Source organism: Gordonia otitidis, assembly GCF_020735545.1.
GTDB lineage: Bacteria > Actinomycetota > Actinomycetes > Mycobacteriales > Mycobacteriaceae > Gordonia > Gordonia otitidis.
Map to the genome: position 1 here is coordinate 4,503,286 of NZ_CP085974.1, position 23,585 is coordinate 4,526,870.

Consider the following 23,585-nt stretch of genomic DNA (forward strand, 5'->3'; position numbering starts at 1 on the left):
GACTCGTGCTCACAGTCCATCGCGCAGAACGTAGCGACACCCTGGCAGACGCGCTCGCCGACGTACTGCGGGTTCCGCTCGCCGACCCGATGGCGACCGAGGTCATCGCGGTACCGGCGCGGGGTGTCGAACGATGGCTGACTCAGCACCTCGCGACTACGTTGGGCGCTCAATCCGGTCGTGCCGACGGCATCGCCGCGAACATCGACTTCTTGTCGCCGTCTGCTGTGAGCGGGGCTGTCGTCGACGCCGTACGCGGTAGGCCGCGTGCCAACGGTGGCGCATACGGACGACCTGACCCGTGGGAACCGGGGCGGATGGTCTGGCAAGTGCTCGCGGTACTCGACGAGACGGTCGACGACCCGGCACTCGAAGTCCTCGCCCGACATATCGGCGCCGCAGAGAATGTGACCGCCGACAACGACCTCCGTGCCGGTCGACGCTTCGCCACGGCACGCCACCTCGCCGATCTCTTCGACCGTTACGGCCGTCAGCGGCCCGCCATGCTCGTGGAGTGGGCGCGCGCCCACGACACCGACGGCACGGGTGTCCCTCTCGCCGACGACATGGCGTGGCAGCCGCGCTTCTGGAGATCGGTGAACGACCGTATCGACGACGACCATCCCGCACTACTCCTCGAGGACGTGTGCACTCGCGTGCGCTCCGACCCCGATGCCGTCGACCTGCCACAACGACTCAGCGTTTTCGGTGCGACCCGCATACCCGAAGCGTTTCGGCAGATCGTGGCGGCGCTCGCGACCCATCGTGACGTGCACATCTTCCTACCCCATCCCTCGCCGGCTCTGTGGGCGTCGGTGGAGCACTCGGGCGTCGCCGCGGTGACACCGCTGGACTCACGGAATGCCGGGCAGGTACCCCGCCGGGCCGATCGCCCGATCCCGGCGATCACCCACCCGCTGCTCGCGGGACTGTCCCGCGACGTGCAGGAACTACAGCAACGGATCGCTCCGGTCGTCGACGAGGACATCCATCACGAGGCTCACTTCGGGCGGGATGACACATCGCCGAGCCTGCTGCGTCGTCTCCAACTCGATCTGCGCGACGACACCGTGCACGCGGCGAGCGCTGCGTCGGACCGGTCGCTGGAAATCCACGCCTGTCACGGCGCTGAACGTCAGGTCGAGGTCATGCGGGACAGGCTTCTGCACCTGTTCGCCGACGACAAAACCCTCGAACCGCGCGACGTGGTGATCATGTGTCCCGACGTCGAATCGTTCGCGCCGTTGATTCGTGGCGCATTCGGCCAACCGGGCCTCGGCCATCCCGCGTTCGACCTCAGGGTCCGACTCGCCGACCGTGGACCACGCCAGATTAATCCGGTCCTCGACGTGGTCGCCTCGACGGTCGAACTCGCGGCAGGTAGGGCAGCGGCGGGTGACGTCATCGACCTGCTCGGTCGTCCGGCGGTCCGATCGCGATTCGCGATGAGTGACGACGACCTCGACATGGTTCGAGAATGGTTGTCGCACAGCAATATCCGCTGGGGTCTCGATCCGGGGGAGCGGGCACGATTCGGATTGTCCGGCTTTCGTCAGGGCACGTTCGCCAGTGGCGTCGACCGGATAGCTCTCGGAGCCGTGGCAGAGGAAGCCGACGGTGAGTGGCTGGGCACCGCTCTTCCGCTGGCGGGCGTCGAGAGCACCGAGATCGACCTGGTCGGCAGATTCACCGAGTTCGTGGATCGGCTCGAGACGCTGGTCGATCGGATGTCGCAGCGCGCGTCACGTGCCGCATGGCAGCGCACCCTCATCGATGTCGTCGACCAGCTCACTCTCGCCGGTCCGGGGGAGGAGTGGCAACGGGCACAGGCGGTCCGACTGATCACCGACGCTCTCGACGCGGATACCTCCGACACCGGGGATCTGTTGCTGGCCGACATCCGCGACCTCATGGCCGGGGTCGTCGCGGGAAGGCCCACGCGCGCCAACTTCCGTACCGGCGAACTCACCGTGTGCACCATGGTGCCCATGCGGTCGGTGCCACACAGGGTGGTCGTCCTCCTCGGGGTGGACGCCGACACATTCCCGCGGGCACAGCGCACCGACGGCGATGACGTCCTCGGGCGCGACCCGCTGGTCGGCGAGCGCAACCCCCGCGACGAGGACCGTCAGCTGTTCCTCGATGCCATCGGGGCCGCGCGCGATGCCCTGCTCGTGTTCTACAACGGGGCCGACCCGGTGAGCGGAAGCCGCATCCCGCCCGCGGTGGTCGTCAGCGAACTCGCCGAGAGTGTCGCCACCCTGCGTGGAGTCGACGACCCTTCCGAGGTCGTCATCAACCACACGCTTCACGGCTTCGATCGGCTGAACTTCATCCCGGGGGCGATCGGGTCGATCACGACACCGTTCAGCTTCGATGCCGAACTGTTGGCCGGCGCCAAGGCGCTCGACGCAGAGCAGATGCCGTCGCCGCGACTGTCGGACGCGGCTATCCCGGCAGCCGAACCCGCCGACATCGAGCTGCGCGACCTCGTCGCATTCGTGACCAATCCGATCGAGGGGTTCGTGCGCCAACGACTCGGGGCACGCATGCCCGACGACGACCGTCCGCACGCAGACGAGCTCGACATCGAACTCGATGCGCTGGACAAGTGGGGCGTCGGAGACCGGTTCCTCACACGCATGCTCGCAGGCGACGACCTCGTCTCCTGTCAGGCGGCCGAACTGCGCCGAGGCAATCTGCCACCCTACGAATTCGGGCGGCGCGAACTGACCGACATCTCCGACACCGTCTCCAGGGTGTACGACGCGGTCGCGGCAGTGCGCACACAGCCGCCTGTCACGCGCGATGTCGTCGTCACCCTGGGTGACGGTCGTCGAGTGCACGGAAGTATTTCCGACATCGTCGAAGAGTCGCCGCTGGGCACCACCATCGTCACCGCGACCTACTCACGGGTGCGCGCAAAACAGCGCATGACGGCGTGGCTCGGTTTACTGCTCCTCGCCGCGGCGGGCGATTCCGGTGAGGCCGAACCGCCGACCGCGCTGGTCGTCGGCCGCGGCGGTGCCGGGTCGGTTGCCCAGTCGATGCTCACCGCCCCCGACGATGCGCGTGCGGTGCTCCACGATCTCGTCCGCCTACGCGATCTCGGGATGCGCGCGCCGCTCCCGCTGCCGCTCGAGCCCGCGCAGGAGTATGCGGTAAAGCTGCGCGCGGGAGTGCGCCCGGAGGCAGCGCTGGAGAGCGCGCGCACGAGTTTCGACGGCATGTTCGGCGCGAGCACCGATACCTACCTGCGCTTCGTGTTCGGATCCGACGTCACGACGTCGATCGCCTTCGACGAGATACTGGCCACGCCATTGCCCGCCGACCGCCGCGTGGGAGAACTCGCCCTGCCCGGTGAACCAGGTGAGCCCTTGTTCACGGGCCTCGCTCGCATGCTCTGGGAGCCACTCCTCGACCACGAGACCGCGTCATGACCGGGGGTGTCACCCGCATGGCCCCGACGTCCTTCGATGTCGCGGCGCCGTTGCCCGACAACACGACAGTCCTCGAGGCCAGTGCGGGTACCGGCAAGACCTACGCGATCGTCGGCGTTGCTGCCCGTCGGATCGCCGACGGCCTGCCGATCGACAAACTGCTGCTGGTCACGTTCAGTCGATCGGCGAGTGCCGAACTGCGTGACCGGATGCGATCGCGCCTTGCCGACCTGGTCGTCGCACTCGACCCCGCGCGGGTACACACCGACCCGGCCGGTGACGACGACCCGGTCTTACGCGCCGTGCTGGCCGGAAGTCCTGCCGAGATCGCCACTCGCCGTGGACGTCTCATGCAGGCGCTCGCGGATTTCGACGCCTCCACGATTGCGACGACTCACACGTTCTGCAACCGAATGCTCGAGGCCCTCGGGTTCCTCGGTGAGCGCGAGCTGATCTACGACGTCGTCGAAGACACCGATGAGATCGTCGAACAGACTGCGCTCGACCTGTATCTGTCCCATTTCGCCGGAGATGCGGATCCGCCGCCGTTTTCCATCGGCGACGCGATGACGATCGCGCGCGACGCCGTGCGCAGCGCCGGCATCCCGCTCGCGCCGCAACCAGCCGACACGTCGGACGGCCCGCCCGCACGTCCGTCGACTGCGACGCTGCGAGTGCAGTTCTGCGAGCAGGTGCGCAGGCGGGTCGAACGCCGAAAGCGCCTCGCGCGGTTGCGGACCTACGACGATCTGCAGATGATCCTGTACCGCGTGGTCACGGACGACAAGATCGGCGAAGCCGCGTGCAGTCGTATCCGTGCGTCGTTCGACCTGATCCTCGTCGACGAGTTCCAGGACACCGACCCGTTCCAGTGGGAGATCCTGCGTCGCTGTTTCCACGGGCACAAGCAACTCGTCCTCGTCGGCGACCCGAAACAGTCGATCTATGCGTTCCGAGGTGCAGAGGTCCGTAGCTATCTCAGGGCCGTCGACGTGGCGGATTCACTGCGTGCGCTCGACACCAACCACCGTTCCGACGCCGACCTGGTGAACGCGCTGGATCGCATCTACGGGGGTGCGAGCCTCGGCGACCCCGCGATCACGGTGCACCCGGTCAAGGCTGCGCGCGCCGCAAGCCGGATCACGGGAGCGCCCGCGCTGAGGGTGCGGGCCTTCTCACGAACCGACTTCACTGTGCGCGGGAGGTCTGGCTTCCCATCCGTGGGCGACGTCCGCGCGGCGATCACCACCGATGTCGCACACGACATCGCACATCTTCTCTCATCGGAGACCCGGCTCGACACGGGAGACGGTCCACGCCCGGTCACCCCCGGCGACATCGCCGTCCTGGTCCGAACCAACGGCACGATCGAACCACTTCAGCGTGCGCTGGCAGAGCTCGGGATCGCCTCGGTCGTGGGCACCGGTACCAGCGTGTTCCGCACGATCAGCGCGCTGCATTGGTTGTGGGTGATCCGCGCCATCGAGCAGCCGGCACGCGCCGACCGCGTCCGGCTCGCCGCATTGACGCCGTTGATCGGATGGTCGGCAGCCGAACTCGCGGACGCTTCGGACACTCGTCTCGCCGAACTGTCGTCGATGTTCGCCGAACTCGGACGTGTCTTCGCCGAAGGTGGGTTCGCCGCGCTCTCCGGTCGCCTTCTCGCACAGCAGGGCGTCGCCGAGCGGGTTCTTGCGCTCGACGACGGTGAACGCGCCCTGACCGATCTCCTCCAGGTCTCGTCACTGGTGAACACGCACGTCGTCGACACCGAAAGCGGGCTCGCCGGTGTCGTGGAGTGGTTGGCCGATCGCATCGCGGACGAATCGCACTGGCGCCGTCACGAAGACCAGACCCGACGACTCGACCGCGACACGCACGTCGTGCAGATCATGACAGTGCACGCCAGCAAGGGATTGCAGTTCCCCATCGTCTACGTACCGTTCGGGTGGGACGCCGCTCGCGTCGCCAAACCGAAAACCTTTCGCTATCACGACGATGCGGGCGACCGTCACCTCGATGTCGGTGGCGAGGGGACTCCCGGATGGGGCGAGCGCATCGCCCGTCGTAACGACGAGGAGGCGGGGGAGGATCTGCGTCTTCTCTACGTGGCGTTGACCCGCGCGGCCTCCCAGGTCGTCGTGCACTGGGCGCCGTCGTACAACACGTCCAAGGGGCCGCTGCACCGCTTGCTGTTCGGACGCCGACGGCACAGTGGTTCGAACGCGTTCGACGGCGCCGACTCATCGGCCGTACCCACTGCGGTGAACGTTCCCGACGACCACACATGTGTCGCAACCCTGCGTGCACTGACGGCCGGACCCCCGGCCTCCGTCAGCGTCGAACACGTGACGGTGTCGCCCGCGCCCGTATGGTCGCCGCCGAGCCATTCTGAGCCGGGCGCGGCACTCGACGTCGCACGCTTCACGCGCACGATCGACCAGCAGTGGCGACGCACCTCCTACTCGGCACTCACCGCCGGCGCCGCGCACGGACACCCGACACTGACCACCGGCAGCGAGCCCGATGTGGCGTCCGGCGCCGAGCGCGGACTCATCACGGACGAACCTCTGCTCGGCAGCCCCGACACCGACGACCCCTATGCGGCAACCGATTCGGCGGTCGACGCCGAACAGGACACGATCAGTGGAACTCCGTCGCTGATGAACGGAATGCCGTTCGGTGCAGCGTTCGGCACCCTCGTGCACGAGGTCCTCGAATACGTCGACACCGCCGCCCCCGACATCGACGCACACATCAGAGAACTCTGCGCAACCTCGGCCAACCGACACGCTCTCGAAGTCGACGTCGACGAACTCGCCACAGCGGTCCGCGCGGTCCTCACCACACCGCTGGCATCACTCGAGAGCGACCTGTGGTCGTTCGGCCCGCGAGATCGATTGGCCGAACTCGACTTCGAGTTCCCACTCGCAGGCCAGACCCCTGCCCGAGGTGAGGAGCGGACGGCAGGTGAGCACCGGGCATCACCGGGCGTCACCAACGGCGCGGCGCCCGTACTCGCCGACATCGCGACGCTCATGGAGCGCCACCTACCCGCCGACGATCGGTTACGCGGGTACGCCGAAGCGCTCGCCGAGATACCTCCGCGTGCCCTGCGCGGCTACCTCACCGGAAGCATCGATTCCGTCCTGCGCACACCGGACGACCGCTACGTGATCGTGGACTACAAGACCAACCGATTGCGTCCGGGCGCACTGACTGCCGAGGATTTCACCGCCGATGCCATGGCCACCGAGATGATCAGCGCACACTATCCGCTCCAGGCGTTGCTCTATTCCGTTGCGCTGCACCGGTATCTGCGGTGGCGACTGCCCGGTTATCGACCAGAGGTACATCTGGGCCCGGTGCAGTACCACTTCGTTCGCGGAATGGTCGGGGCCGACACCCCGGCGGGGTGTGGGGTCTACGAGTGGTACATCCCGCCGGAGCTGGTCACCGAGTTGTCCGATCTCCTCGCAGGTGTCGAAGGAGGCGACCACAGATGAGTGACGAGATCCCGGTCGTGTGGCCCGTCGACGATGCCCGGCGGGTGCGCGACGCCGACGGCGTGCTCGCAGACGCGAACGCCGCAGGTCTGCTCGCCGCCTCCGACCTGCATGTCACCTCGCGGATGATCCGCATGTGCGGCGAACCGGTCGGAGCCGCAGCGCAGGTCGCAACCGCCCTCGCCGTCCGGTCGGTCCGACTCGGATCGACGTGTTTCGCGTTGTCGACGGTCGCCGACCTGCCCGGTGCGACCTCGCTACGCCTTCCCTCGGCGGCCGAGATGCTGCTCGACCTACGTACCTCACCACTGGTGGCCGGAGCACGCGGATCCACGTTGCGTCCCGTGGTGTTGCGGGAGTCCGACGACGGTGTGCTCGTCTACCTCCAGAAGTACTTCCGTCAGGAACAAGCGATCCGCGAGATACTCGCCGACCGCACAGCCACCGCACCCGACGTCGACGAGGACGCCGTCCACGCCGAGGTCGCACGAGCGTTCGCCGGCAACGGAAGCGATGGAGCAGAACCGCGGCAATGCCTCGCCGCCGAGGTCGCCGCGTCGCGGTGGACGACGATCCTCGCGGGCGGGCCGGGCACCGGCAAGACCTATACCGTCGCTCGAATCCTCGCAGTTCTCGACGCTCTCTCGGGAGGCGATCTCCGGATAGGTATGTGCGCTCCCACCGGCCGCGCGGCAGCCCAGCTCCAGGCGTCGGTCGATGTCGACGGGGCACTGCCCACCTCGGTCCGTGCGGTGACAGTGCACAGCCTTCTCGGATGGCGACCGGGTTCGACGCCCAGGTACGGGAAGGGCAACAAGTTGCCCCATGACGTGATCGTCGTCGACGAGACGTCGATGCTGTCGATGACGGCCATGAGTCGTCTGCTCGACGCAGTGCGCTCCGATGCACGCCTCATCCTCGTCGGCGACCCGAACCAGCTGGCGTCGGTGGAGGCCGGAGCGGTTCTCGCCGATCTCGTCGATCGTGCACCGACCCCCACATCCGCATCACCAGCGCCCATCCCTCGGATCGATCCGTCGATCGACATGGGTGAGCGTGAATTGTCACGTCTGCGAGAGGGAGTCGTCACGCTACGGCGGGGATTCCGATTCGGCGGGCAGATCTCGCGCGTCGCCGACGCGGTCAACCGCGGAGACGCCGACGCGGTCCTCGACCTCGTCACGTCGCCCGAGGTCGGCGACGTCGCGCTCGTCGCTCCGGACGACCTCCGCGACGTCCACGACGACATCGTCGCGTGGGGTCGCGCACTGCACGCGGCCGCAGAGGCGGGCGATGTCGATGCGGCGTTGTCGGCGCTCGACTCGCACCGGGTGTTGTGCGCACATCGCGAGGGCAGCTGGGGCGTCCGCGGCTGGCAGACGCGGGTCGCCGACTGGCTCTCGGAGCAGCCCGATCATCCGCGCGTCGACCTCGACACCGTGTCCTGGTCGGTCGGCCAGCCACTTCTCGTGACCGCGAACGACCGGCAGACCGGGACGTTCAACGGCGATTGCGGTGTGGTCGTGCATACCGGCGGGCCCCACGACCTGCGCTCGGCTGTCGCCTTCCGACGGGGATCCGAGGAACGATTGGTTGCACCGGTGCAACTGCCCGACGTGGCGCCCGCGTACGCGATGACCATTCACCGCAGTCAGGGAAGCCAGTTCGGGGGCGTCACCATCGTGCTACCGCCGGCGGGGTCGGAGTTGCTGACCCGCGAACTCCTCTACACCGCGATCACCCGGGCACGTACGCGCGTGCGGATCGTCGGAACGCGCGACGTGCTGGCCGAGGCCGTGGACCGACGATTCCATCGCGCCAGCGGATTGCGCTCGGAGGTCAGGGAACTGGTGTGAGCGCGATCGAGGCCAGCCGACTTCGGGCGCCCGTGCAGTCGGGCTCAGATGTCCGCCGCCCGGCTCAGATGTCGCAGCCGCCGGGGACGAGGTCGCGGCGCAGGAAGCATTCGGTGCCCAGGGCCAGGTCGCGTTGCGTACGTGGCAGATTCATCAGCGACGCCACCGTCGACGGTCGGGCCAGTTCGGTCTTGTGCGATTCGATGGCGTGCACCTTGCGTGTGATCCATTGCGACACGTCGAGTTGGAGCCCGAGCGTATGCGCCGGAGTGCCGGGGAAGTCGCCCGGCTGCAGCCGTGGGAAGAGTTCGTCGGCCAGTTCTGCGACCATCCAGTCGGAGATGGTCGCGAAGTACAGCGAGCGCACCTGCCATGCGGGTGCCGACTCGCGATACAAGGTAGGTGTCGCAGCGGCGTCGGCGGCCGCACACGCGAGTCGGTGGGCTCTGATGTGATCGGGATGACCGTAGATGCCGTACGCGTCGTAGGTGACGAGCACGTCGGGTCGGAGCCGACGGATGTGACCGGACAACTCGGCGACCTCCTGGTCGAACGACGCGGCGGTGAGCCGTTGCCTTCCGGGCGCCGATTCGGGAACCTTCAGATCCGCGTAGCCGAGCAGGATCGGCTCGTCGTGGACACCGAGTTCTGCGAGGGCGTCGAGCAGTTCACGGTGTCGGGGTGTGCCAGACGCCCACGTGCACATCACCACCGAGATGTCGCCACCCAGCGCGATCTGACGCGCGATCAAACCACCGGTCCACAGCGATTCGTCATCGGGGTGGGCGTGAACGAGCATGATCCGCGGCGTCGACATCCTTCGCTTCCCGTAGGTCGGTACTGCAGTCGTTGGTCACGGCCTCGGCACATGACCGTGCTGGTCTGACCCTCCTCAGGGTACTGCGCGCGTCGTCGGTAAAATTCTCACGTCGTCGCAGCGCACCTCGTGTGGGGTCGTGATGGCATCGAATCGGCAGACAACGCGCTCACAGTCGCACTGATCCGGAGGCTAACGATGAGCACCCAGTCGGAAACCCGCGAATTCCAGGCAGAGACCCGGCAGTTGTTGGATCTGATGGTCCATTCGGTGTACTCGGACAAGGACAGCTTCCTGCGGGAACTGATCTCCAACGCGTCCGATGCCCTCGACAAGATCAGACTCGAGTCGTTGGTCGACAAGGATCTCGACGTCGACACCACAGATCTCCACATCACTCTCGACCCGGACGCCGGCGAGGGCGACGAGCCGGTCCGGACGCTCACCGTGCGTGACAACGGCATCGGTATGTCGCGGGACGACGTCGTCGATCTCATCGGCACACTCGCCCGCTCCGGTACCGCCGAACTGCGCGCGAAGCTCGCGCAGGCGTCCGACTCAGCGTCGACAGAAGAGCTGATAGGTCAGTTCGGTATCGGGTTCTATTCGACTTTCATGGTCGCCGACAAGGTCACGCTCGTCACCCGCAAGGCAGGCGAGCAGACCGGAACCCGTTGGGAGTCAACAGGTGACGGGACCTACACGGTTTCCGATGTGGACGACGCCCCGCAGGGGACGTCGGTGACGCTCACCCTGAAGCCCGCCGACGCCGAGAACCATCTCTACGACTACACCGACCCGACCAAGCTGCGAGCTCTCGTGAAGCGTTACTCCGACTTCATCGCTTGGCCCATCCGGATGGACGTGGAGAAGACGACGACGACCCCTGCCGAGAACGAGGGCGACGAGCCGGTCACCACGACGACCACCGAGACCGAGACCGTCAACTCGATGAAGGCACTGTGGGCGCGGTCGCGCGACGAGGTGTCCGACGACGAGTACAAGGAGTTCTACCGTCACGTCGCCCACGCATGGGATGACCCGCTCGAGATCATCACCCTCAAGGCCGAGGGCACGTTCGAATACCAGGCGCTGCTCTTCATCCCGTCCCAGGCGCCGTTCGATCTCTTCATGCGCGAACGCTCCGGCGGCGTCGCACTTTACGTCAAGCGTGTGTTCATCATGGACGACTGTGACGAGCTCATGCCCGAGTACCTCCGCTTCGTCAAGGGTGTGGTCGACGCAGCGGATCTGTCGCTCAACGTGTCACGCGAAATCCTGCAGCAGGATCGGCAGATCCGGGCGATCCGACGTCGCCTTACCAAGAAGGTGATCTCGACGATCGACGAGATGCGTGCCGCCCGACCCGACGACTACCGCGCGTTCTGGGACAACTTCGGACGGGTTTTCAAGGAAGGTCTCGTCAACGACATCGACAACCGCGATGCGTTGCTGAAGGCGTCGGCGTTCGAGAGCAGTCGAGCCGCGGACGAGCTGACGTCACTCGCCGACTACGTCGGGCGGATGCCCGAGGCCCAGAAGTCGATCTTCTACCTCACCGGGGAATCACGTCAGCAGATTGAGAACTCGCCGCACATGGAGGCGTTCCGCGCCAAGGGTGTCGAGGTTCTGTTCCTGCACGACCCGGTCGACGAGATGTGGGTGAGCAGCGGCGTCGAATACGACGGAAAGCCATTCCGCTCGATCGCCAAGGGTGAGGTCGATCTCGACGAGCTCGACGACGACGAAAGCACATCCGACAAGACCACCGATGCGCGAGACGCCGAGTTCGAAGGGCTGCTGGGATGGCTCGGGGAAACACTCGACGCCGATGTCAGTGAGGCGCGTCTCTCGCATCGCCTTACCGAGTCGGCCGCCTGCCTCGTCGGTGACACGTACTCGATGTCGCCGCAACTCGAACGCCTCTACCGCGCATCGGGTCAGGAACTGCCGAAGACCAAGCGAGCACTGGAAGTCAACGCCGACCACCCGCTCATCACCGGTCTGAACGCGGCATTCGCGGCTGGCGACGATCACTCGAGGCTGGTCCCGACCGCCAAACTGATCTACGGCATGGCGCTGATCGCCGAGGGCGGCGAACTCGACGACCCGGCAGACTTCGCGCGGCTCCTCGCCGGAACACTCACCGAATCCGTGGCGGCGAACGGCAGCACCGACTGACCATCGTTCGGAGAGCCGACTCGATCACGCTGTGATTCTCACGGTCGTTTAAGGTTGGTCCGATTCCCGCGGCCTGACCGTGGATTCGGAGACCACCGACATTCCGCCTTCGGGCGAGACAAGGGAGACGACCGCCGTGAGTTACCCGCACGATCCGTTTCAGCCCGGGGAGCCGGCGCCGCAAGGCATGTCGAGCGCGTCGGGTCAACCGAGCTCTCAGCCGGCCTACGGTCAGCCGCAGGACGGATTCGCCGCCTACGGGCAGCAGGGTTACGGACAAGCCGCACCTTCACAGCAGTACGGCAGCGGGCAGCAGTATGACAACGCCCAGCAGTACGGCAACGCGCAGTGGGAGTCGGCTGCGGCCGGCCCCGCCGCTCCGACGGTGAACTTCGGCCAGCAACCGCAGTCGTTCGGGACCCAGCAGGGCTACGACCACGGTCAGCAGCAGCCATTCGGGACGCAGCAGGTCGCTGGTGCGCCGTACGGACAGCAGCCGCCGGGGCCGTGGGGCGGACAACCCGCGACGGGCGGGCCGCAGCAAGGGCAGCGGAAGAACAAGCGACTGCTGCTGTTCGGGATCGCTGGTGGTGCCCTCCTCGTGATCATCGCCCTTGTCGTCACGCTGATCGTGGTTTTCACCGGTGACTCCGGTCCCGGAGGTTCGCCGAAAGCAGCAGTCCAGACCTACCTGGACGGGCTCGCGGCAGGCGACGCCAAGAAGGCGCTCAGCGTCGTCAGGACACCGCCCTCGGAGAAACTGCTCACCGATGCCGTCCTGAAGAAGCAGCAGGCGTCGGCAAAGATCTCGGACATCAACGTGCGTGAACCGTCGTCGTCCTTCGGGAGCATGGCGACCGTCAAGGCCACGTACAAGTTCGGCGATCGCAACGCTGACGTCGACTTCACACTCAAGAAGTCCGACGACACCTGGACGATCGACAACGGCACCATCCCCATCGACGTCGAGAACGCGCGCGTTCCGCAGCTGACCGCGTTCGGCGTCGACGTCAGCAACGAGTCGAAGGTCTACGTCTTCCCAGGCCCTGTCGAATGGGGTTCGGCGAATGCCAACTTCACTGTCAAAGCTGACAATTCGCGAGACTTTCCCCTCGGACCGACGTATTCGTCGTACGTCAACCTCGACACCGAATTGAGCGATCAGGGCAACAAGACGGTGGCCACCGCCGTCGACGGCTATCTCACGAACTGTGCCGCGTCGACGCAAGCCGACGCGTCGCAGGACAAGCCGGGTTGTTCACAGTCCCTCTACCAGTCGGTGGTCCCTGGCAGCGTCCGGTGGACCAAACCGACCGACATCAGCCAGTTGCGGATCAGTCAGGACTACGACAAGCCGACCAGTGTGAAGCTCTACGGAAGCGTGGAGTGGACGGCGACCTTCACGTCGACGTCCTCGGGGCCGGGCAAGGACACGGATACCGACTTCCTGAGTGGAACGGTCGACCTCTCGAGCGCCGAACCGACGTTCACGCCGTCGCGGTGAGCGGATGACGACTCACGCGTGACGACCACGGATGGCCGATCGGACCCGGCGCCGTTGTGACCGGTCGGTCATCCTGCTCGGTGGATCCCCGTCTGGAGGGGGTGGCTCTTCGGGACATCGGCCACGCGTCCGACACCGTCGAGCGAGGAACCCAGCGGCGGCTCGGCGCGCGCGCCTGGTGCTCGGGCCGCGATCTCCTTGGTGAGGTGCACGCGCAGTAACTCGTTGCGGGTCAGCACAGCACCCATCCAGCTCACGCGCGCAGCTTCGCCGGGCCTCCAGCCCGTCCGACGCAGTGCGGCCAGGACCGAGGTGGCCAGTTCGTCGCCCGCGTGTCGCAGAATCGCGACCGCGGCGTCGTCGCCCGAGTCGGCCCTGCCGCCGACAATCCGTGCGAACGCAGCGATCGACGCCACATGGTCTGGCGCACCCTGCAACCGCATGTACATCTCGGGGAGGGATCCGTAGTGGTCGACTGCAGCCGATTGCAGTGACGTGTCGGGTCCGCGGCCGTCGAACGCACGCAGCGCGGCATCGAGTCCGGCGCGACCTATCCAATAGGCGCTGCCGGCGTCACCGACGAGATGGCCCCAGCCGTCGACTCTCGCAGTGCCCGACTCACCCACCCCCAGGGTCACCACGCCCGTGCCGACGGCAGTGGTGACGCCGTAACCGAATCCGTTGGCGCCCAGATACGCCGACACCGAATCATGCACCAGGAACACCGTGCCGACACCGAGGTCGGCTGTCAGCTCGAGCAGGTCGGCCGGTCGAGTCTGCTCGGGTGTCAATCCGGACACCCCGGCGGCCACCGTCGTCGGGCGGACCGGAGCGTCGGCGAGCGCTCGACGCACGATCTCCGCGACCTGTTCGACGACGGGCCGAGAAGTGTCGATCGGACCGGCCTCGAGATCGGTCGTCGTGCCGTCGGCGTCGATGCGGATGCGTGCACCGCTCTGTCCTCCGTCGACGCTGACGCGCCGAGTGTGTGGTCCGGTTGTCATCACACCTCCCGACTCCCGAAGCTACCTGTTCATGCGGCGCTCTCGGTGGGAGTCGGCATCGTCTCGAGGGCGACGTCGTTTGCTCGATGAATCGGATGGAGGGGAACGGCGAGTCGTCCTGCCGTGTCGACGAGCAGGCCGGCCCACCCGAGATCGCGAGGGGTGATGCCGTCCGAGCCGGGACGGGTCAGCAGCAAAGCGATCGAGACGCGGGCCACTGTGCCGGTCACCTCGACGAGCTGGGACATGAACATCTCGATGAGACGGGCGTTCGGAACGGTCGGCAGAACCAGATAGGGCAGCATCCCGGGGACCATGCGGTCACCGTCGACGATGCCCACCCAGAGCCGGGACTCGCTGAATCCGAGCGGGCCCATGAGCGCACGCCAGCGTTGACGCAACTCTTCGGTGCTGCCGAACGGCAGCTCGAAGGTCTCGATGGCGGGAATCGGTTCGGCGGGAGACGAGTTGGTGGGTGACGGATCGGTCGGATCGTCTGCGGGGCGGGGAGTGAACATGTCGTGGGTCATGCCAATCATCGTCGACCCGTTCCCGCTCACCGGTGCTGACGGCATGCACAGGTGTGTACAACCACGTTGACGCAGCCGGTATCGACGACTAGCACAGCCGATTGCACATCGGTGGCGCGGTGAATCTGCGTGGTCCGACGTGAAACACTGGCTGCATGGGCCTATTGACTCCGCTGGCGATCAAGATCGGTTCCATCCCGTGGATGCCGAAGTACTTGCCTCAGATTGTCAAGTGCGACAAGGCGATTGCAGCGATTACCGGTCAGCGATACGGCCTGCTCGACATCGCGGGTCTGCCGAACATCACCCTGATCGTGCGTGGCAGGCGTAGCGGGGTCGAGCGCAGCACGGAATTGCTCGCCGCGCCGACCCCGACGGGCTGGCTGATCGCGGGCTCCTACTTCGGTGGGCCGGACACCCCGCAGTGGGTTCACAACCTGCGCGCCACCGATACTGCCGCGGTGCGTCACGAGGGTGTCACGCGCACGGCGTCGGTACGAGAACTCGACGGCGAGGAGCGCGCCACCGCCTGGCAGGTGCTGCGATCGACGTGGCCGAACTTCGATCTCTACGAGAAACGAACCGACCGGCGGATTCCGGTGTTCTCCCTTGTGACCGACTCGTCGGCGCTTGAGGCAGGGCGCAGCGACTGGTAGTTGTGGCGTCCCGCTGCGAGCGGGAGCGATGTCAGGAGCCGGTGAACTTCGGGTCGCGTTTCTCGAAGACCGCACTGATCGCCTCGGTCAGATCGTCACTGGGCAGGAATGCGGCATTCCACACCGCGACGTATCTGAGGTTGTCGGCCACCGCGGCGGAACGGGTGTGATCGAGGACGGCCTTGACGCCCTGGACGACGAGCGGTGGATTGGCGGCGATCTGAGCGGCCGTCTCCCGTGCCAGCGCGAGCGACGCCTCCGGGGTCGGAGCGACCTCGTTGACGAGGCCGATCGCCGCGGCGCGCCCGGCGTCGATGTCCTTGCCGGTCAGTGCCAACTCGCGCATGTGGCCGTCACCGATGATCGCGGGGAGACGAGCGAGGCTGCCCATGTCGGCCACCATGCCAACCCGCACCTCGCGGACGCTGAATTTGGCATCGTCGCTCGCATACCGGATGTCGGCGGCGGTGATCAGGTCAACGCCACCACCGATGCACCACCCGCTGATCGAGGCGACAACCGGTGTCCGGGAATCGGCGACCGCGTTGATGGCCCGTTGCATGTCGAGGATGGTGTCGTGAAACTGGGTGCGGGGCTTGGCTTTTGCGTTGTCAGCCAGCGCAGGCGCGAGCAGGCCGGACATGGCGGGAAGGTCGAGTCCGTAGGAGAAGTTCTTGCCCGAACCGGTGATGATGATCGCGCGGATCTCCTCGTCGGCGTCGAGACCCTCGATGACCTCGGGAAGCTCTCGCCAGAAGTCGGGGCCCATCGCATTGCCCTTGCCCGGGCCGATGAGGCGCACCTCGGCGACCTTGTCGGCCACCTCGACCTCGAAAGCCTTCCACTCACGGTCACTGGCGCTCTGCTCGCTCATGGGCCTCAACTTACCGGAGAGCGACCCCGCCACTCGTGGCGCCCGCGCCCACGAACACGCCATTGCCCGTCACCAGCGGCAGATCGAGGGTCGTACGGATGCCGGCGGGGGAGTCGTGGACTGCGGGTATCGCGTTCACAATGCGTCCCATGGCGGCCACGATCGCCGCGTGGTTGTGGTCGCCCTTGGCGCTCGTCGGCATGATGTCGACGCGATACGAGGGTTCGCCGACGATCTCGACGCGGTAGCACCCGCCCGGTTGCGACGGCTGTGCCCAGTCGGGTCGGAGGTCGTCGCGCAGCCGGGTGACGTGTTCGATCACCACGGCCTGCCGCCCCGCGGACATGCCGATGATCTCGAAGCGCACTGCCGCTCTGGTCCCCTTCTCGACGACCCCGGCCGCGATCTCGAATTCTTCTGGTGCAGGCTCACTTTCGTGCTTCTCGAGGATCTCGTCGATGGTGATCCCGAGGCCCGCGGCCAGGATCTGCATCGTCGTTCCCCATGCGAGTCCGAGGACCCCGGGTAGGAAGAGCAGGGGTGTCTCGTCGAGTGGCTTACCGAAGCCCATCACGTCGAACATCACCTCGGCGCCGTCATAGGTCGCGTAATCGGCGATCTCCATACAGCGGATCTGCTCGATCCGCTGACACGTGCCCGCGAACACGAAGGGGATGAGATCGTTGGCGAAGCCGGGGTCGACCCCGGTCACGAACACGCTCGCATCGTTCTCACGGGCGGCGTTCTCGAGCTTGGTGATCGCCTTCTCTGGCATGACACCCCACGGATACTGCAACCCGCCGGGTGCGCACCCCACGACGTCGATACCCGCGGACACGAGCGCGACGACGTCGTTGAAGGCCTCGACCGGGCGTGTGTCGCCCATGGCGCAATAGACGACCACATCGGGCGAGAGGGCGATGATCGAGTCCAGGTCGTCGATCGCGGTGACACTTGTCGTGTCATCGAGTCCGGCCAGCTCTCCGGCATCGAGGCCGACCTTGTCCGGGCTGTGGACACAGACGCCAACGAGGTCGAAGCGCCCGTCGTCGATGAGTTGGGTCAGCGCGAGCTTTCCCGCGTTGCCGGTGCCGACGAGAGCGACGCTGATCGTCATGTGCCGATGCCTCCTGCAGGTGGGGTGAACATCTGTCCGGACTGATGTCCATATCAGTAGAACATGTATCGACCGATGTTGGTAGAACGTGTTCTCATTTGTGCTCTCAGCAGGTACTGTGTGTCGCCATGGGACGTGTTGACGGCAAGGTGGCGATCATTACCGGTGGTGCGCGCGGCATGGGCGCCGAACACGCGCGAGCCCTCGTCGCAGAGGGGGGCAAGGTCGTCATCGGCGACATCCTCGACGACGAGGGCAAGGCATTGGCGGCTCAGATCGGGGAATCCGCGCGGTATGTGCGCCTCGATGTCACCTCGCCCGACGACTGGCAGGCCGCGGTGGCCACAGCTGTCGACGATTTCGGCAAGGTCAACGTTCTGGTCAACAATGCGGGCATCGTGAACGGCTCGACAGTGCAGAAGTTCCGCCTCGACAAGTGGAAGCAGATCATCGACGTCAACCTGACGGGTACTTTTCTTGGAATCCAGTCGGTGGCTGATCCGATGATCGCCGCAGGCGGTGGGTCGATCATCAACGTGTCGTCGGTGGAGGGGCTGAGGGGTAGTCCGTGGGCGCACGGCTATGTCGCGTCGAAGTGGGGTGTGCGTGGACTGGCCAAGTCGGCGGCACTCGAACTCGCGCCGCACAACGTGCGGGTCAACTCCATCCATCCCGGCCTGGTCCGGACGCCGATGACGGAGGGTTTGCCCGAGGACATGGTCAAGGTTCCGCTCGGGCGCGCGGCGGACTCGAGTGAGGTGTCGACCTTCGTGGTCTTCCTCGCCAGTGACGAATCGTCGTACGCAACCGGAGCCGAATTCGTCATGGACGGTGGACTCTCGGCCGACGTACCGCACAAGTAGCCACCCTGGCGCACGACCCGACCGTCTCGAGACTCGACGGTGCAGCGGTCACCTGTCGCGGATGAGTCGCGGTATGAGTCGGACGAAGATCACCATCCCGACGAGCTCGACGGCCGTCTGCGCCACCACCGCGGTTGCTGCCAGGTCGGCGCCTTCGTCGAGCGACAGGGCAAGTGGCAACACCACCAACGAGTTTCGTGTCGCTCCGGAGAATGCGACGGCGCGCGTCGACCCCGTATCCAGCCCGAGGACCCGCCCGACCATCCACCCGATCACCGGCATGAGCACGAGGAACAGCACGTAGATCCACAGCGCACCGGCGACTGCCGAGAGGTCGGTGCCGAGGCGGGCCACCTGTGACGCGGCGACCAGTGCGAGCACGAGTGCCATCAGGGGCACCATGGCGACGTCGAGTCGACGCACCCGCGCCTCCCGCGCCGGACTGCTACGCGACCACAACTGGACTGCCCACGCGCACAGCAGCGGAACGACGATCAGCGAGATGAATGCCACCGCGAAGGGCGTCGGGTCTATGGTGCCGAGCGGTGTTCGGCCGCCGAGCACGGCGAGATAACCGGGCAGGAGGAGGAACTGCGCGATCAACAGCAGTGGCGTCGCCGCGAGGAGTCGATCGCTTCGGGCACCGGCGAGCCCGCTGAAGACGATCACATAGTCCACGCACGGGCAGAGCAGAACGATCAGCATGCCCAGCCGAACAGGGTCGGAGTCGGGCATCACGATGGTCAACATCGCGACGACTGCGGGCACGGCCACGAAGTTGACCGCGAGGAGTGCGAGCAGGAAGCGCCAGTCACGCCACGCGGTCACCAACCCCGCCACAGGAACCTGCAGAAAGGTCAGGAACAGCAGCGCACCGAGCGCCGGGGTCACGAGATGTCCGGCCGCCTCGCTGACGCGTGAGCTCGGCAGACCGGCGAGGCCGCCCACGACGAACGCGGAGAGGTAGATCGCAACCTGGTGACGCTCCAGCGTTCTCCTCACCGCGGAAGCGTACCCACGGTCAGGATCGGTGAGTTCTCACTGGGTACCGAATATCCGATCGCCTGCGTCGCCGAGTCCGGGAAGGATGTAGCCGTCGTCGTTGAGCTCACGGTCCATGGCGGCCGCGTAGACGGGGACGTCGGGATGTGCGTCGTGAAGGGTGGCGAGGCCTTCGGGACACGTGAGGAGACAGACGAAACGGATCGATCGCGGTTGGTACTCCTTGAGCCGATCGACGGCTGCCACGGCGGAGTGCCCGGTGGCGAGCAGCGGGTCGACCACCACGACGTCGCGTTCGGAGAGTTCCTTGGGCATCTTGAAGTAGTACTCGACGGCGATGTGGGTCTTCGGATCCCGATACAGACCGATGTGGCCGATCCGTGCGCCCGGCACGACGGCGAGCATGCCGTCCGCGATCGACGTCCCGGCGCGCAGGATCGACGCGAACACCAGCTTCTTGCCGTCGATTACCCGGCCCGTCGTCACCTCCATCGGCGTCTCGACCTTGATCTCGTGCATCGGGATGTCAGCGAGGACGTCGTAGGCCATCAGCGTGGAGATCTCGTCGAGGAGCCGTCGAAAGTCATTGGTCGACGTCTCTTTCTGGCGCATCAACGTCAGTTTGTGTTCGACCAGCGGGTGATCGATGAGGTGCAGTGTGCCGCTCATGTGTCTGCTCTTCTCGTCCGTGTCGGTCAGAAGACCGTGCCGTCGCTGATGATGTTCAGGGGTGGAAGTCCCTGCCGCCGTTGCGCGGCGAGTTCGCGGCCCGCCGCCCAGGTGCCACCCTCGAGGATGCACGCGAGGGGAGTGCTGTCCGGGTCGAGCCCGAGTTGCGTGCAGATGCGCGGCGCCAACTCGTCGAGTAATGCGACGGTCAGTGCCCGCCATTCGACGATGAACTCGTCGTCGACGCGCCACTCACGTGTTGCCCAGTCGAGCGGCGTGGGGACGAGGACACCGGCGTCGAGGAGCAGGCCTCCGTTGCGGTACTCCGGTAAGGCGGTCAGCTGATTCACCCCTGTTACGGAGATCCCCTCGTCGCTGAAGGGTTCGAGTAACGAGTATGCGAGCCACTGGGACAGTTTGTGGAACGGCATCCACCCGGCGGTCTCGCCGTCGCCCCCTACATCTCGGTGACGCCAACAATCCCCGAGCGGTTGATCGCCCAGCCGATTCGTCGACGGCCAGATCGGCGCAAAGCAGGTGAGCAGCAACTCCAGCATGTCGCCTGCCCCGACCTCGCGTGATCCGGCTTCTCGCGGGTCGACTGCTCGTGATCTATCGACGAGTACGTCGCCAAGACCACCGGGGCGTCCGTCCGGACCAAAGGTCTCGGGTGCCGATTCCAGAACGTCGGCGAGGTTGTGCAACAGTGCGAGTCGGCCCTGCACGCCCACGAGTGGATTGTCCACGGTCACGGCGAACGCATCGGCGAGCCGGTCCGCGGTCAGTGCACGTAGTCCTGCGGCGTCGACACGCAGCGGATCGTCGTCCGAGCCGGAGAACACGCCTTTGGTGAACGCGTGGAGACTCGCGACCCCGAGTCCCTCCGAGCGGGCGAGCCGTAGGCCGGTGTCGGGCTCGTCGTAGTGCCACCGCGGGCCGGCGCCCGCGTCGAGCAGCACGCTCACGACGGCGAGGTCGATGCGTGTGCGAATCCTCTCGTCCACGCTCGTGTCCATGCGCTGTGCGAGTGCGGCGATTCTGTCGACACCCCCGGCCTCGAAGTGGCGCCAGCGGCTGTGGAACGGGACGTCGAGAGTCGGGTAGCGCCCGCGGGTGACGTCGGCGACGACGTGAGCGGCTGTGTCGATGGCGTCGCCGTCGATGCCGAACCAACGCGAGTCGCCTGACCGTGCCCGGGCCAGCAGGACGTTGGCACGGTCGCGGATCGTGGCGGTGCTGTGCAGCGTCGCAAGCGGATCGAGGGTCGAATTGGTCGACGTCATCGGGTCAGACCCCGACCCTTCGCCTTACGCAATTCGTCTGCGTCGGGCACCGCACCACTGGTGAAATAGCCTGCAGCCGTCTTCGCGTCGATTTCGACGCGGGCGTCATCGGGGATCAGATAGTCGGGGATGTCGACGCGTTCACCCACCTCGATACCCGAACCGGTGATGGCGTCGTACTTCATGTTGCTCATGGACACCAGTCGGTCGATCTTCGTGATGCCGAACCAGTGGAGAACGTCGGGCATCAACTCCTGGAAGCGCATGTCCTGCACTCCCGCAACGCATTCGGTGCGCGCGAAGTACTGGTCGGCGGTGTCGCCGCCGACCTGCCGCTTGCGTGCGTTGTACACGAGGAACTTCGTCACCTCGCCGAGCGCGCGCCCTTCCTTGCGTGAGTACGCGACAAGGCCGACGCCGCCGCGTTGCGCGCCGAGGATGCACTCCTCGATGGCGTGGGTGAGATAGGGGCGGCAGGTACAGATGTCGGAGCCGAACACATCCGACCCGTTGCACTCGTCGTGCACCCGCGCGGTGAGTTCGACGGTCGGATCGGCGAGATCGCGTGGCGCGCCGAAGATGTACACAGTCTGTCCGCCGATGGGGGGCAGGAACACGTCCAGGTCGGAACGGGTCACCAGTTCGGGGTACATGCCCCCGGTCTCTTCGAACAGGACGCGACGCAATTCCGTTTCACTGCAACCGAATCGCTTGGCCACTCCGGGCAGGTACCACACCGGCTCCACAGCGGCTTTCGTCACCAGTGCCGCACCGTTGGGGAGCAGGGTCTCGTTGTCGGGGACCAGTCGCCCCTTCGCGATCGCCTCGGCGATCTCGGGGAGAATGACATGGGCTTTCGTGATGGCGATCGTCGGCCGGATGTCGTAGCCCGCCGCGAGGAGTTCGGGAAAGGAGTCTGCGACCGTCGCACCCCACGGGTCGATACTCACGATCGCCTCGGGATCGCTCCACTGCGGATAGGGGCCGACCACGTCGGTGGGGGACGTGTTCGTCAGGTCGGCGCGATGTTCGCGCGAGAGCGCCCCGGACGCCACCGCCAGCGCGCGGTACACGCTGTAGGACCCCGAGTGGGTACCCACCACATTGCGGTGACCGCGCGTCGTGGTCGTTGCGATGACAGGGCCCCGCGCCGCCGCGGTGGGCGCACCCCAGGTGAGGGAAGGCGCGTCGACGCCGCCGCTGTGGGAGGTCAACCGGATGTGACCGGGCGGACGTGGCCCAGCAGTGGGTCTGGCATGTGCTCCGGAGTCGGTCGACACGGTGCGCTCCTTCCGCGGATGGTTCTGACGTATCGGGGCGAAGCAGCTGGAGGTCCGCGTCGGCCGTCAGGGAAAACGCCAGCATAGTCACAAGAGATGGCCTGCGCCCGACGAGCGACAGTGCCGGAAGGTCGAGGACGTCGAGGGCGATCCACGAGGACCGTCCCTCGGCGGTGTCTCATGACTAATCGGATTGACGGTGTTTAACGTCGACGGCAGACTCGGGTGCGTGTCCGCACCATCTGTTCGCACTGTGCGACGTGAGGAGGTTGTCGGCGTGAACGCCGACAACAGATAGCCGTCCGCCATGACTGCGCACTCGCCCAACCGGCGAGCGCGCGGTCGATGCTGAGCCGACTCGGCTGTCCTTCCCGATTCGTGCCCATGCGGTGCGACCTCTCACGAACAGGTGTTTCCTCGTCATGCGACAACTCTCCGAAAAAGAACTGCGCGATTCGCTCGTCAACGCATCGGTGCGCGAGCGTAAAGAACTCCGACTGCCCGACGACATCGACACACTCGACTGGGACCGACTCGAGTATCTGGGCTGGCGCGACCCCAAGACGCCGTCGATCGCCTACCTCGTCGTCGATGCCACTCGGCATCCCGACGCCTCCGACGGCACAGGCGGACTCGAACTCTCAGACGACGCGCCCCACACCGACTCGGGAGGGCTCGTCGGACTGCGACTGCGCGTGGGCGCAGTGCCGCCCCGCACACGAGTCCTGTGCGCACTCTGCGAGGACGTATCGCTTCCCAACGACGTCCTATTGTTCACCGCACGTCGAGTGGGCAGCGCAGGCCGCCGGGGCGACACCATCGGCACACTCATCTGCTCGCACTTCGAGTGCTCGCGGAACGTTCACCGCCTGCCGTCCTCGGCGATGGCGGGGCAGGATCGGGAGCTGGTGCGCCGCATGAGGATCGACAATCTTCGGATGCGCGTCCGTCGATTCGCCATGCGAGCCGGAGCCGACGAGATCGCCTAGGTCGCCGGCCACTC

17 protein-coding genes are annotated in these 23,585 nt (G+C 66.2%); 8 read left to right on the forward strand and 9 right to left on the reverse strand.

Translation table 11 applies throughout. The annotated features are described in order from the left end of the window. The first annotated feature begins 5 nt into the window (after nt 1–5). The 3 genes from recC to recD are packed head-to-tail and all read left to right on the forward strand — an operon-like array spanning nt 6 to nt 8,802. Nucleotides 6–3,440, forward strand: coding sequence for an exodeoxyribonuclease V subunit gamma (recC, locus tag LK459_RS20595; RefSeq protein WP_227920428.1), 3,435 nt, complete (start codon nt 6–8; stop codon nt 3,438–3,440). A gap of 17 nt (nt 3,441–3,457) precedes the next feature. Beyond that, nucleotides 3,458–6,946: a UvrD-helicase domain-containing protein gene (locus LK459_RS20600; RefSeq protein ID WP_227920429.1), complete on the forward strand. Its 3,489-nt coding sequence runs from the start codon at nt 3,458–3,460 to the stop codon at nt 6,944–6,946. Then, nucleotides 6,943–8,802, forward strand: a complete 1,860-nt coding sequence (recD, locus tag LK459_RS20605; RefSeq protein ID WP_227920432.1) for an exodeoxyribonuclease V subunit alpha — start codon at nt 6,943–6,945, stop codon at nt 8,800–8,802. The genes LK459_RS20600 and recD overlap by 4 nt, the downstream gene beginning before the upstream one ends. A 64-nt stretch (nt 8,803–8,866) precedes the next feature. Here the strand turns inward: recD and LK459_RS20610 are convergent, their stop codons facing one another. Next, complete coding sequence (locus LK459_RS20610) at nt 8,867–9,619, reverse strand: PIG-L family deacetylase (protein WP_007238356.1); 753 nt, start codon at nt 9,617–9,619, stop codon at nt 8,867–8,869. A gap of 198 nt (nt 9,620–9,817) precedes the next feature. Here LK459_RS20610 and htpG point away from each other — a divergent pair, with 198 nt between their 5' ends. Next, entirely contained in the window at nt 9,818–11,800 is a 1,983-nt protein-coding gene (htpG, locus tag LK459_RS20615) for a molecular chaperone HtpG (protein ID WP_138985241.1), read from the forward strand. Between the two features lie 136 nt (nt 11,801–11,936). After that, entirely contained in the window at nt 11,937–13,304 is a 1,368-nt protein-coding gene (locus LK459_RS20620; protein WP_039993846.1) for a hypothetical protein, read from the forward strand. Nucleotides 13,305–13,372: 68 nt separating this feature from the next. Here the strand turns inward: LK459_RS20620 and LK459_RS20625 are convergent, their stop codons facing one another. Both LK459_RS20625 and LK459_RS20630 read right to left on the reverse strand, forming a co-directional pair. Further along, nucleotides 13,373–14,308: a BadF/BadG/BcrA/BcrD ATPase family protein gene (locus LK459_RS20625; RefSeq protein WP_227920435.1), complete on the reverse strand. Its 936-nt coding sequence runs from the start codon at nt 14,306–14,308 to the stop codon at nt 13,373–13,375. A 29-nt stretch (nt 14,309–14,337) separates the two neighbouring features. Then, the gene (locus tag LK459_RS20630) at nt 14,338–14,838 is read right to left on the reverse strand and encodes a hypothetical protein (RefSeq protein ID WP_227920437.1); all 501 of its coding nucleotides are present in this window, start codon (nt 14,836–14,838) and stop codon (nt 14,338–14,340) included. A 155-nt stretch (nt 14,839–14,993) separates the two neighbouring features. Here LK459_RS20630 and LK459_RS20635 point away from each other — a divergent pair, with 155 nt between their 5' ends. Further along, nucleotides 14,994–15,494: a nitroreductase family deazaflavin-dependent oxidoreductase gene (locus tag LK459_RS20635; RefSeq protein WP_227920439.1), complete on the forward strand. Its 501-nt coding sequence runs from the start codon at nt 14,994–14,996 to the stop codon at nt 15,492–15,494. Nucleotides 15,495–15,525: 31 nt separating this feature from the next. On the opposite strand, the gene LK459_RS20640 is transcribed toward LK459_RS20635, so the two are convergent. Then, the gene (locus tag LK459_RS20640; RefSeq protein WP_227920441.1) at nt 15,526–16,368 is read right to left on the reverse strand and encodes a crotonase/enoyl-CoA hydratase family protein; all 843 of its coding nucleotides are present in this window, start codon (nt 16,366–16,368) and stop codon (nt 15,526–15,528) included. Nucleotides 16,369–16,378: 10 nt separating this feature from the next. Continuing rightward, a complete protein-coding gene (locus LK459_RS20645) occupies nt 16,379–17,485 on the reverse strand; it encodes an NAD(P)H-dependent amine dehydrogenase family protein (RefSeq protein WP_227920443.1) in 1,107 nt (368 codons plus the stop codon). A gap of 128 nt (nt 17,486–17,613) precedes the next feature. On the opposite strand from LK459_RS20645, the gene LK459_RS20650 reads away from it, so the two are divergent. After that, nucleotides 17,614–18,348, forward strand: coding sequence for a glucose 1-dehydrogenase (locus tag LK459_RS20650; protein WP_007241253.1), 735 nt, complete (start codon nt 17,614–17,616; stop codon nt 18,346–18,348). Between the two features lie 48 nt (nt 18,349–18,396). Here the strand turns inward: LK459_RS20650 and LK459_RS20655 are convergent, their stop codons facing one another. From LK459_RS20655 to LK459_RS20670, 4 genes are read right to left on the reverse strand one after another with little or no spacing between them, the layout of a single operon-like run. Continuing rightward, nucleotides 18,397–19,350 (reverse strand): arsenic resistance protein, encoded by a 954-nt coding sequence (locus LK459_RS20655; RefSeq protein WP_227920444.1) that lies wholly within the window; start codon nt 19,348–19,350, stop codon nt 18,397–18,399. A 36-nt stretch (nt 19,351–19,386) separates the two neighbouring features. Beyond that, nucleotides 19,387–20,019 carry a uracil phosphoribosyltransferase gene (gene upp, locus LK459_RS20660; RefSeq protein WP_007241250.1) on the reverse strand — a complete coding sequence of 211 codons (633 nt, stop codon included), beginning with the start codon at nt 20,017–20,019 and terminating at the stop codon, nt 19,387–19,389. 26 nt (nt 20,020–20,045) lie between these two features. Further along, a complete protein-coding gene (locus LK459_RS20665) occupies nt 20,046–21,302 on the reverse strand; it encodes a URC4/urg3 family protein (RefSeq protein WP_227920446.1) in 1,257 nt (418 codons plus the stop codon). Then, nucleotides 21,299–22,582, reverse strand: coding sequence for a GTP cyclohydrolase II (locus tag LK459_RS20670; RefSeq protein ID WP_007241248.1), 1,284 nt, complete (start codon nt 22,580–22,582; stop codon nt 21,299–21,301). Before LK459_RS20670 ends, LK459_RS20665 begins: the two co-directional genes overlap by 4 nt. A 422-nt stretch (nt 22,583–23,004) precedes the next feature. Between LK459_RS20670 and LK459_RS20675 the strand changes: the two genes are divergently transcribed. Then, the gene (locus tag LK459_RS20675) at nt 23,005–23,571 is read left to right on the forward strand and encodes an FBP domain-containing protein (protein WP_227920455.1); all 567 of its coding nucleotides are present in this window, start codon (nt 23,005–23,007) and stop codon (nt 23,569–23,571) included. Nucleotides 23,572–23,585: the final 14 nt, after the last annotated feature.

What these genes read in the sequence shown, in the direction of transcription:
- LK459_RS20640 (WP_227920441.1), bottom strand. Translation starts at nt 16,368, where the DNA reads ATGAGCGAGCAGAGCGCCAGTGACCGTGAGTGGAAGGCTTTCGAGGTC.
- htpG (WP_138985241.1), top strand. Translation starts at nt 9,818, where the DNA reads ATGAGCACCCAGTCGGAAACCCGCGAATTCCAGGCAGAGACCCGGCAG.
- recD (WP_227920432.1), top strand. Translation starts at nt 6,943, where the DNA reads ATGAGTGACGAGATCCCGGTCGTGTGGCCCGTCGACGATGCCCGGCGG.
- LK459_RS20645 (WP_227920443.1), bottom strand. Translation starts at nt 17,485, where the DNA reads ATGACGATCAGCGTCGCTCTCGTCGGCACCGGCAACGCGGGAAAGCTC.
- LK459_RS20650 (WP_007241253.1), top strand. Translation starts at nt 17,614, where the DNA reads ATGGGACGTGTTGACGGCAAGGTGGCGATCATTACCGGTGGTGCGCGC.
- LK459_RS20610 (WP_007238356.1), bottom strand. Translation starts at nt 9,619, where the DNA reads ATGTCGACGCCGCGGATCATGCTCGTTCACGCCCACCCCGATGACGAA.
- LK459_RS20665 (WP_227920446.1), bottom strand. Translation starts at nt 21,302, where the DNA reads ATGACGTCGACCAATTCGACCCTCGATCCGCTTGCGACGCTGCACAGC.
- LK459_RS20635 (WP_227920439.1), top strand. Translation starts at nt 14,994, where the DNA reads ATGGGCCTATTGACTCCGCTGGCGATCAAGATCGGTTCCATCCCGTGG.
- LK459_RS20630 (WP_227920437.1), bottom strand. Translation starts at nt 14,838, where the DNA reads ATGACCCACGACATGTTCACTCCCCGCCCCGCAGACGATCCGACCGAT.
- LK459_RS20625 (WP_227920435.1), bottom strand. Translation starts at nt 14,308, where the DNA reads ATGACAACCGGACCACACACTCGGCGCGTCAGCGTCGACGGAGGACAG.
- LK459_RS20600 (WP_227920429.1), top strand. Translation starts at nt 3,458, where the DNA reads ATGGCCCCGACGTCCTTCGATGTCGCGGCGCCGTTGCCCGACAACACG.
- upp (WP_007241250.1), bottom strand. Translation starts at nt 20,019, where the DNA reads ATGAGCGGCACACTGCACCTCATCGATCACCCGCTGGTCGAACACAAA.
- LK459_RS20675 (WP_227920455.1), top strand. Translation starts at nt 23,005, where the DNA reads ATGCGACAACTCTCCGAAAAAGAACTGCGCGATTCGCTCGTCAACGCA.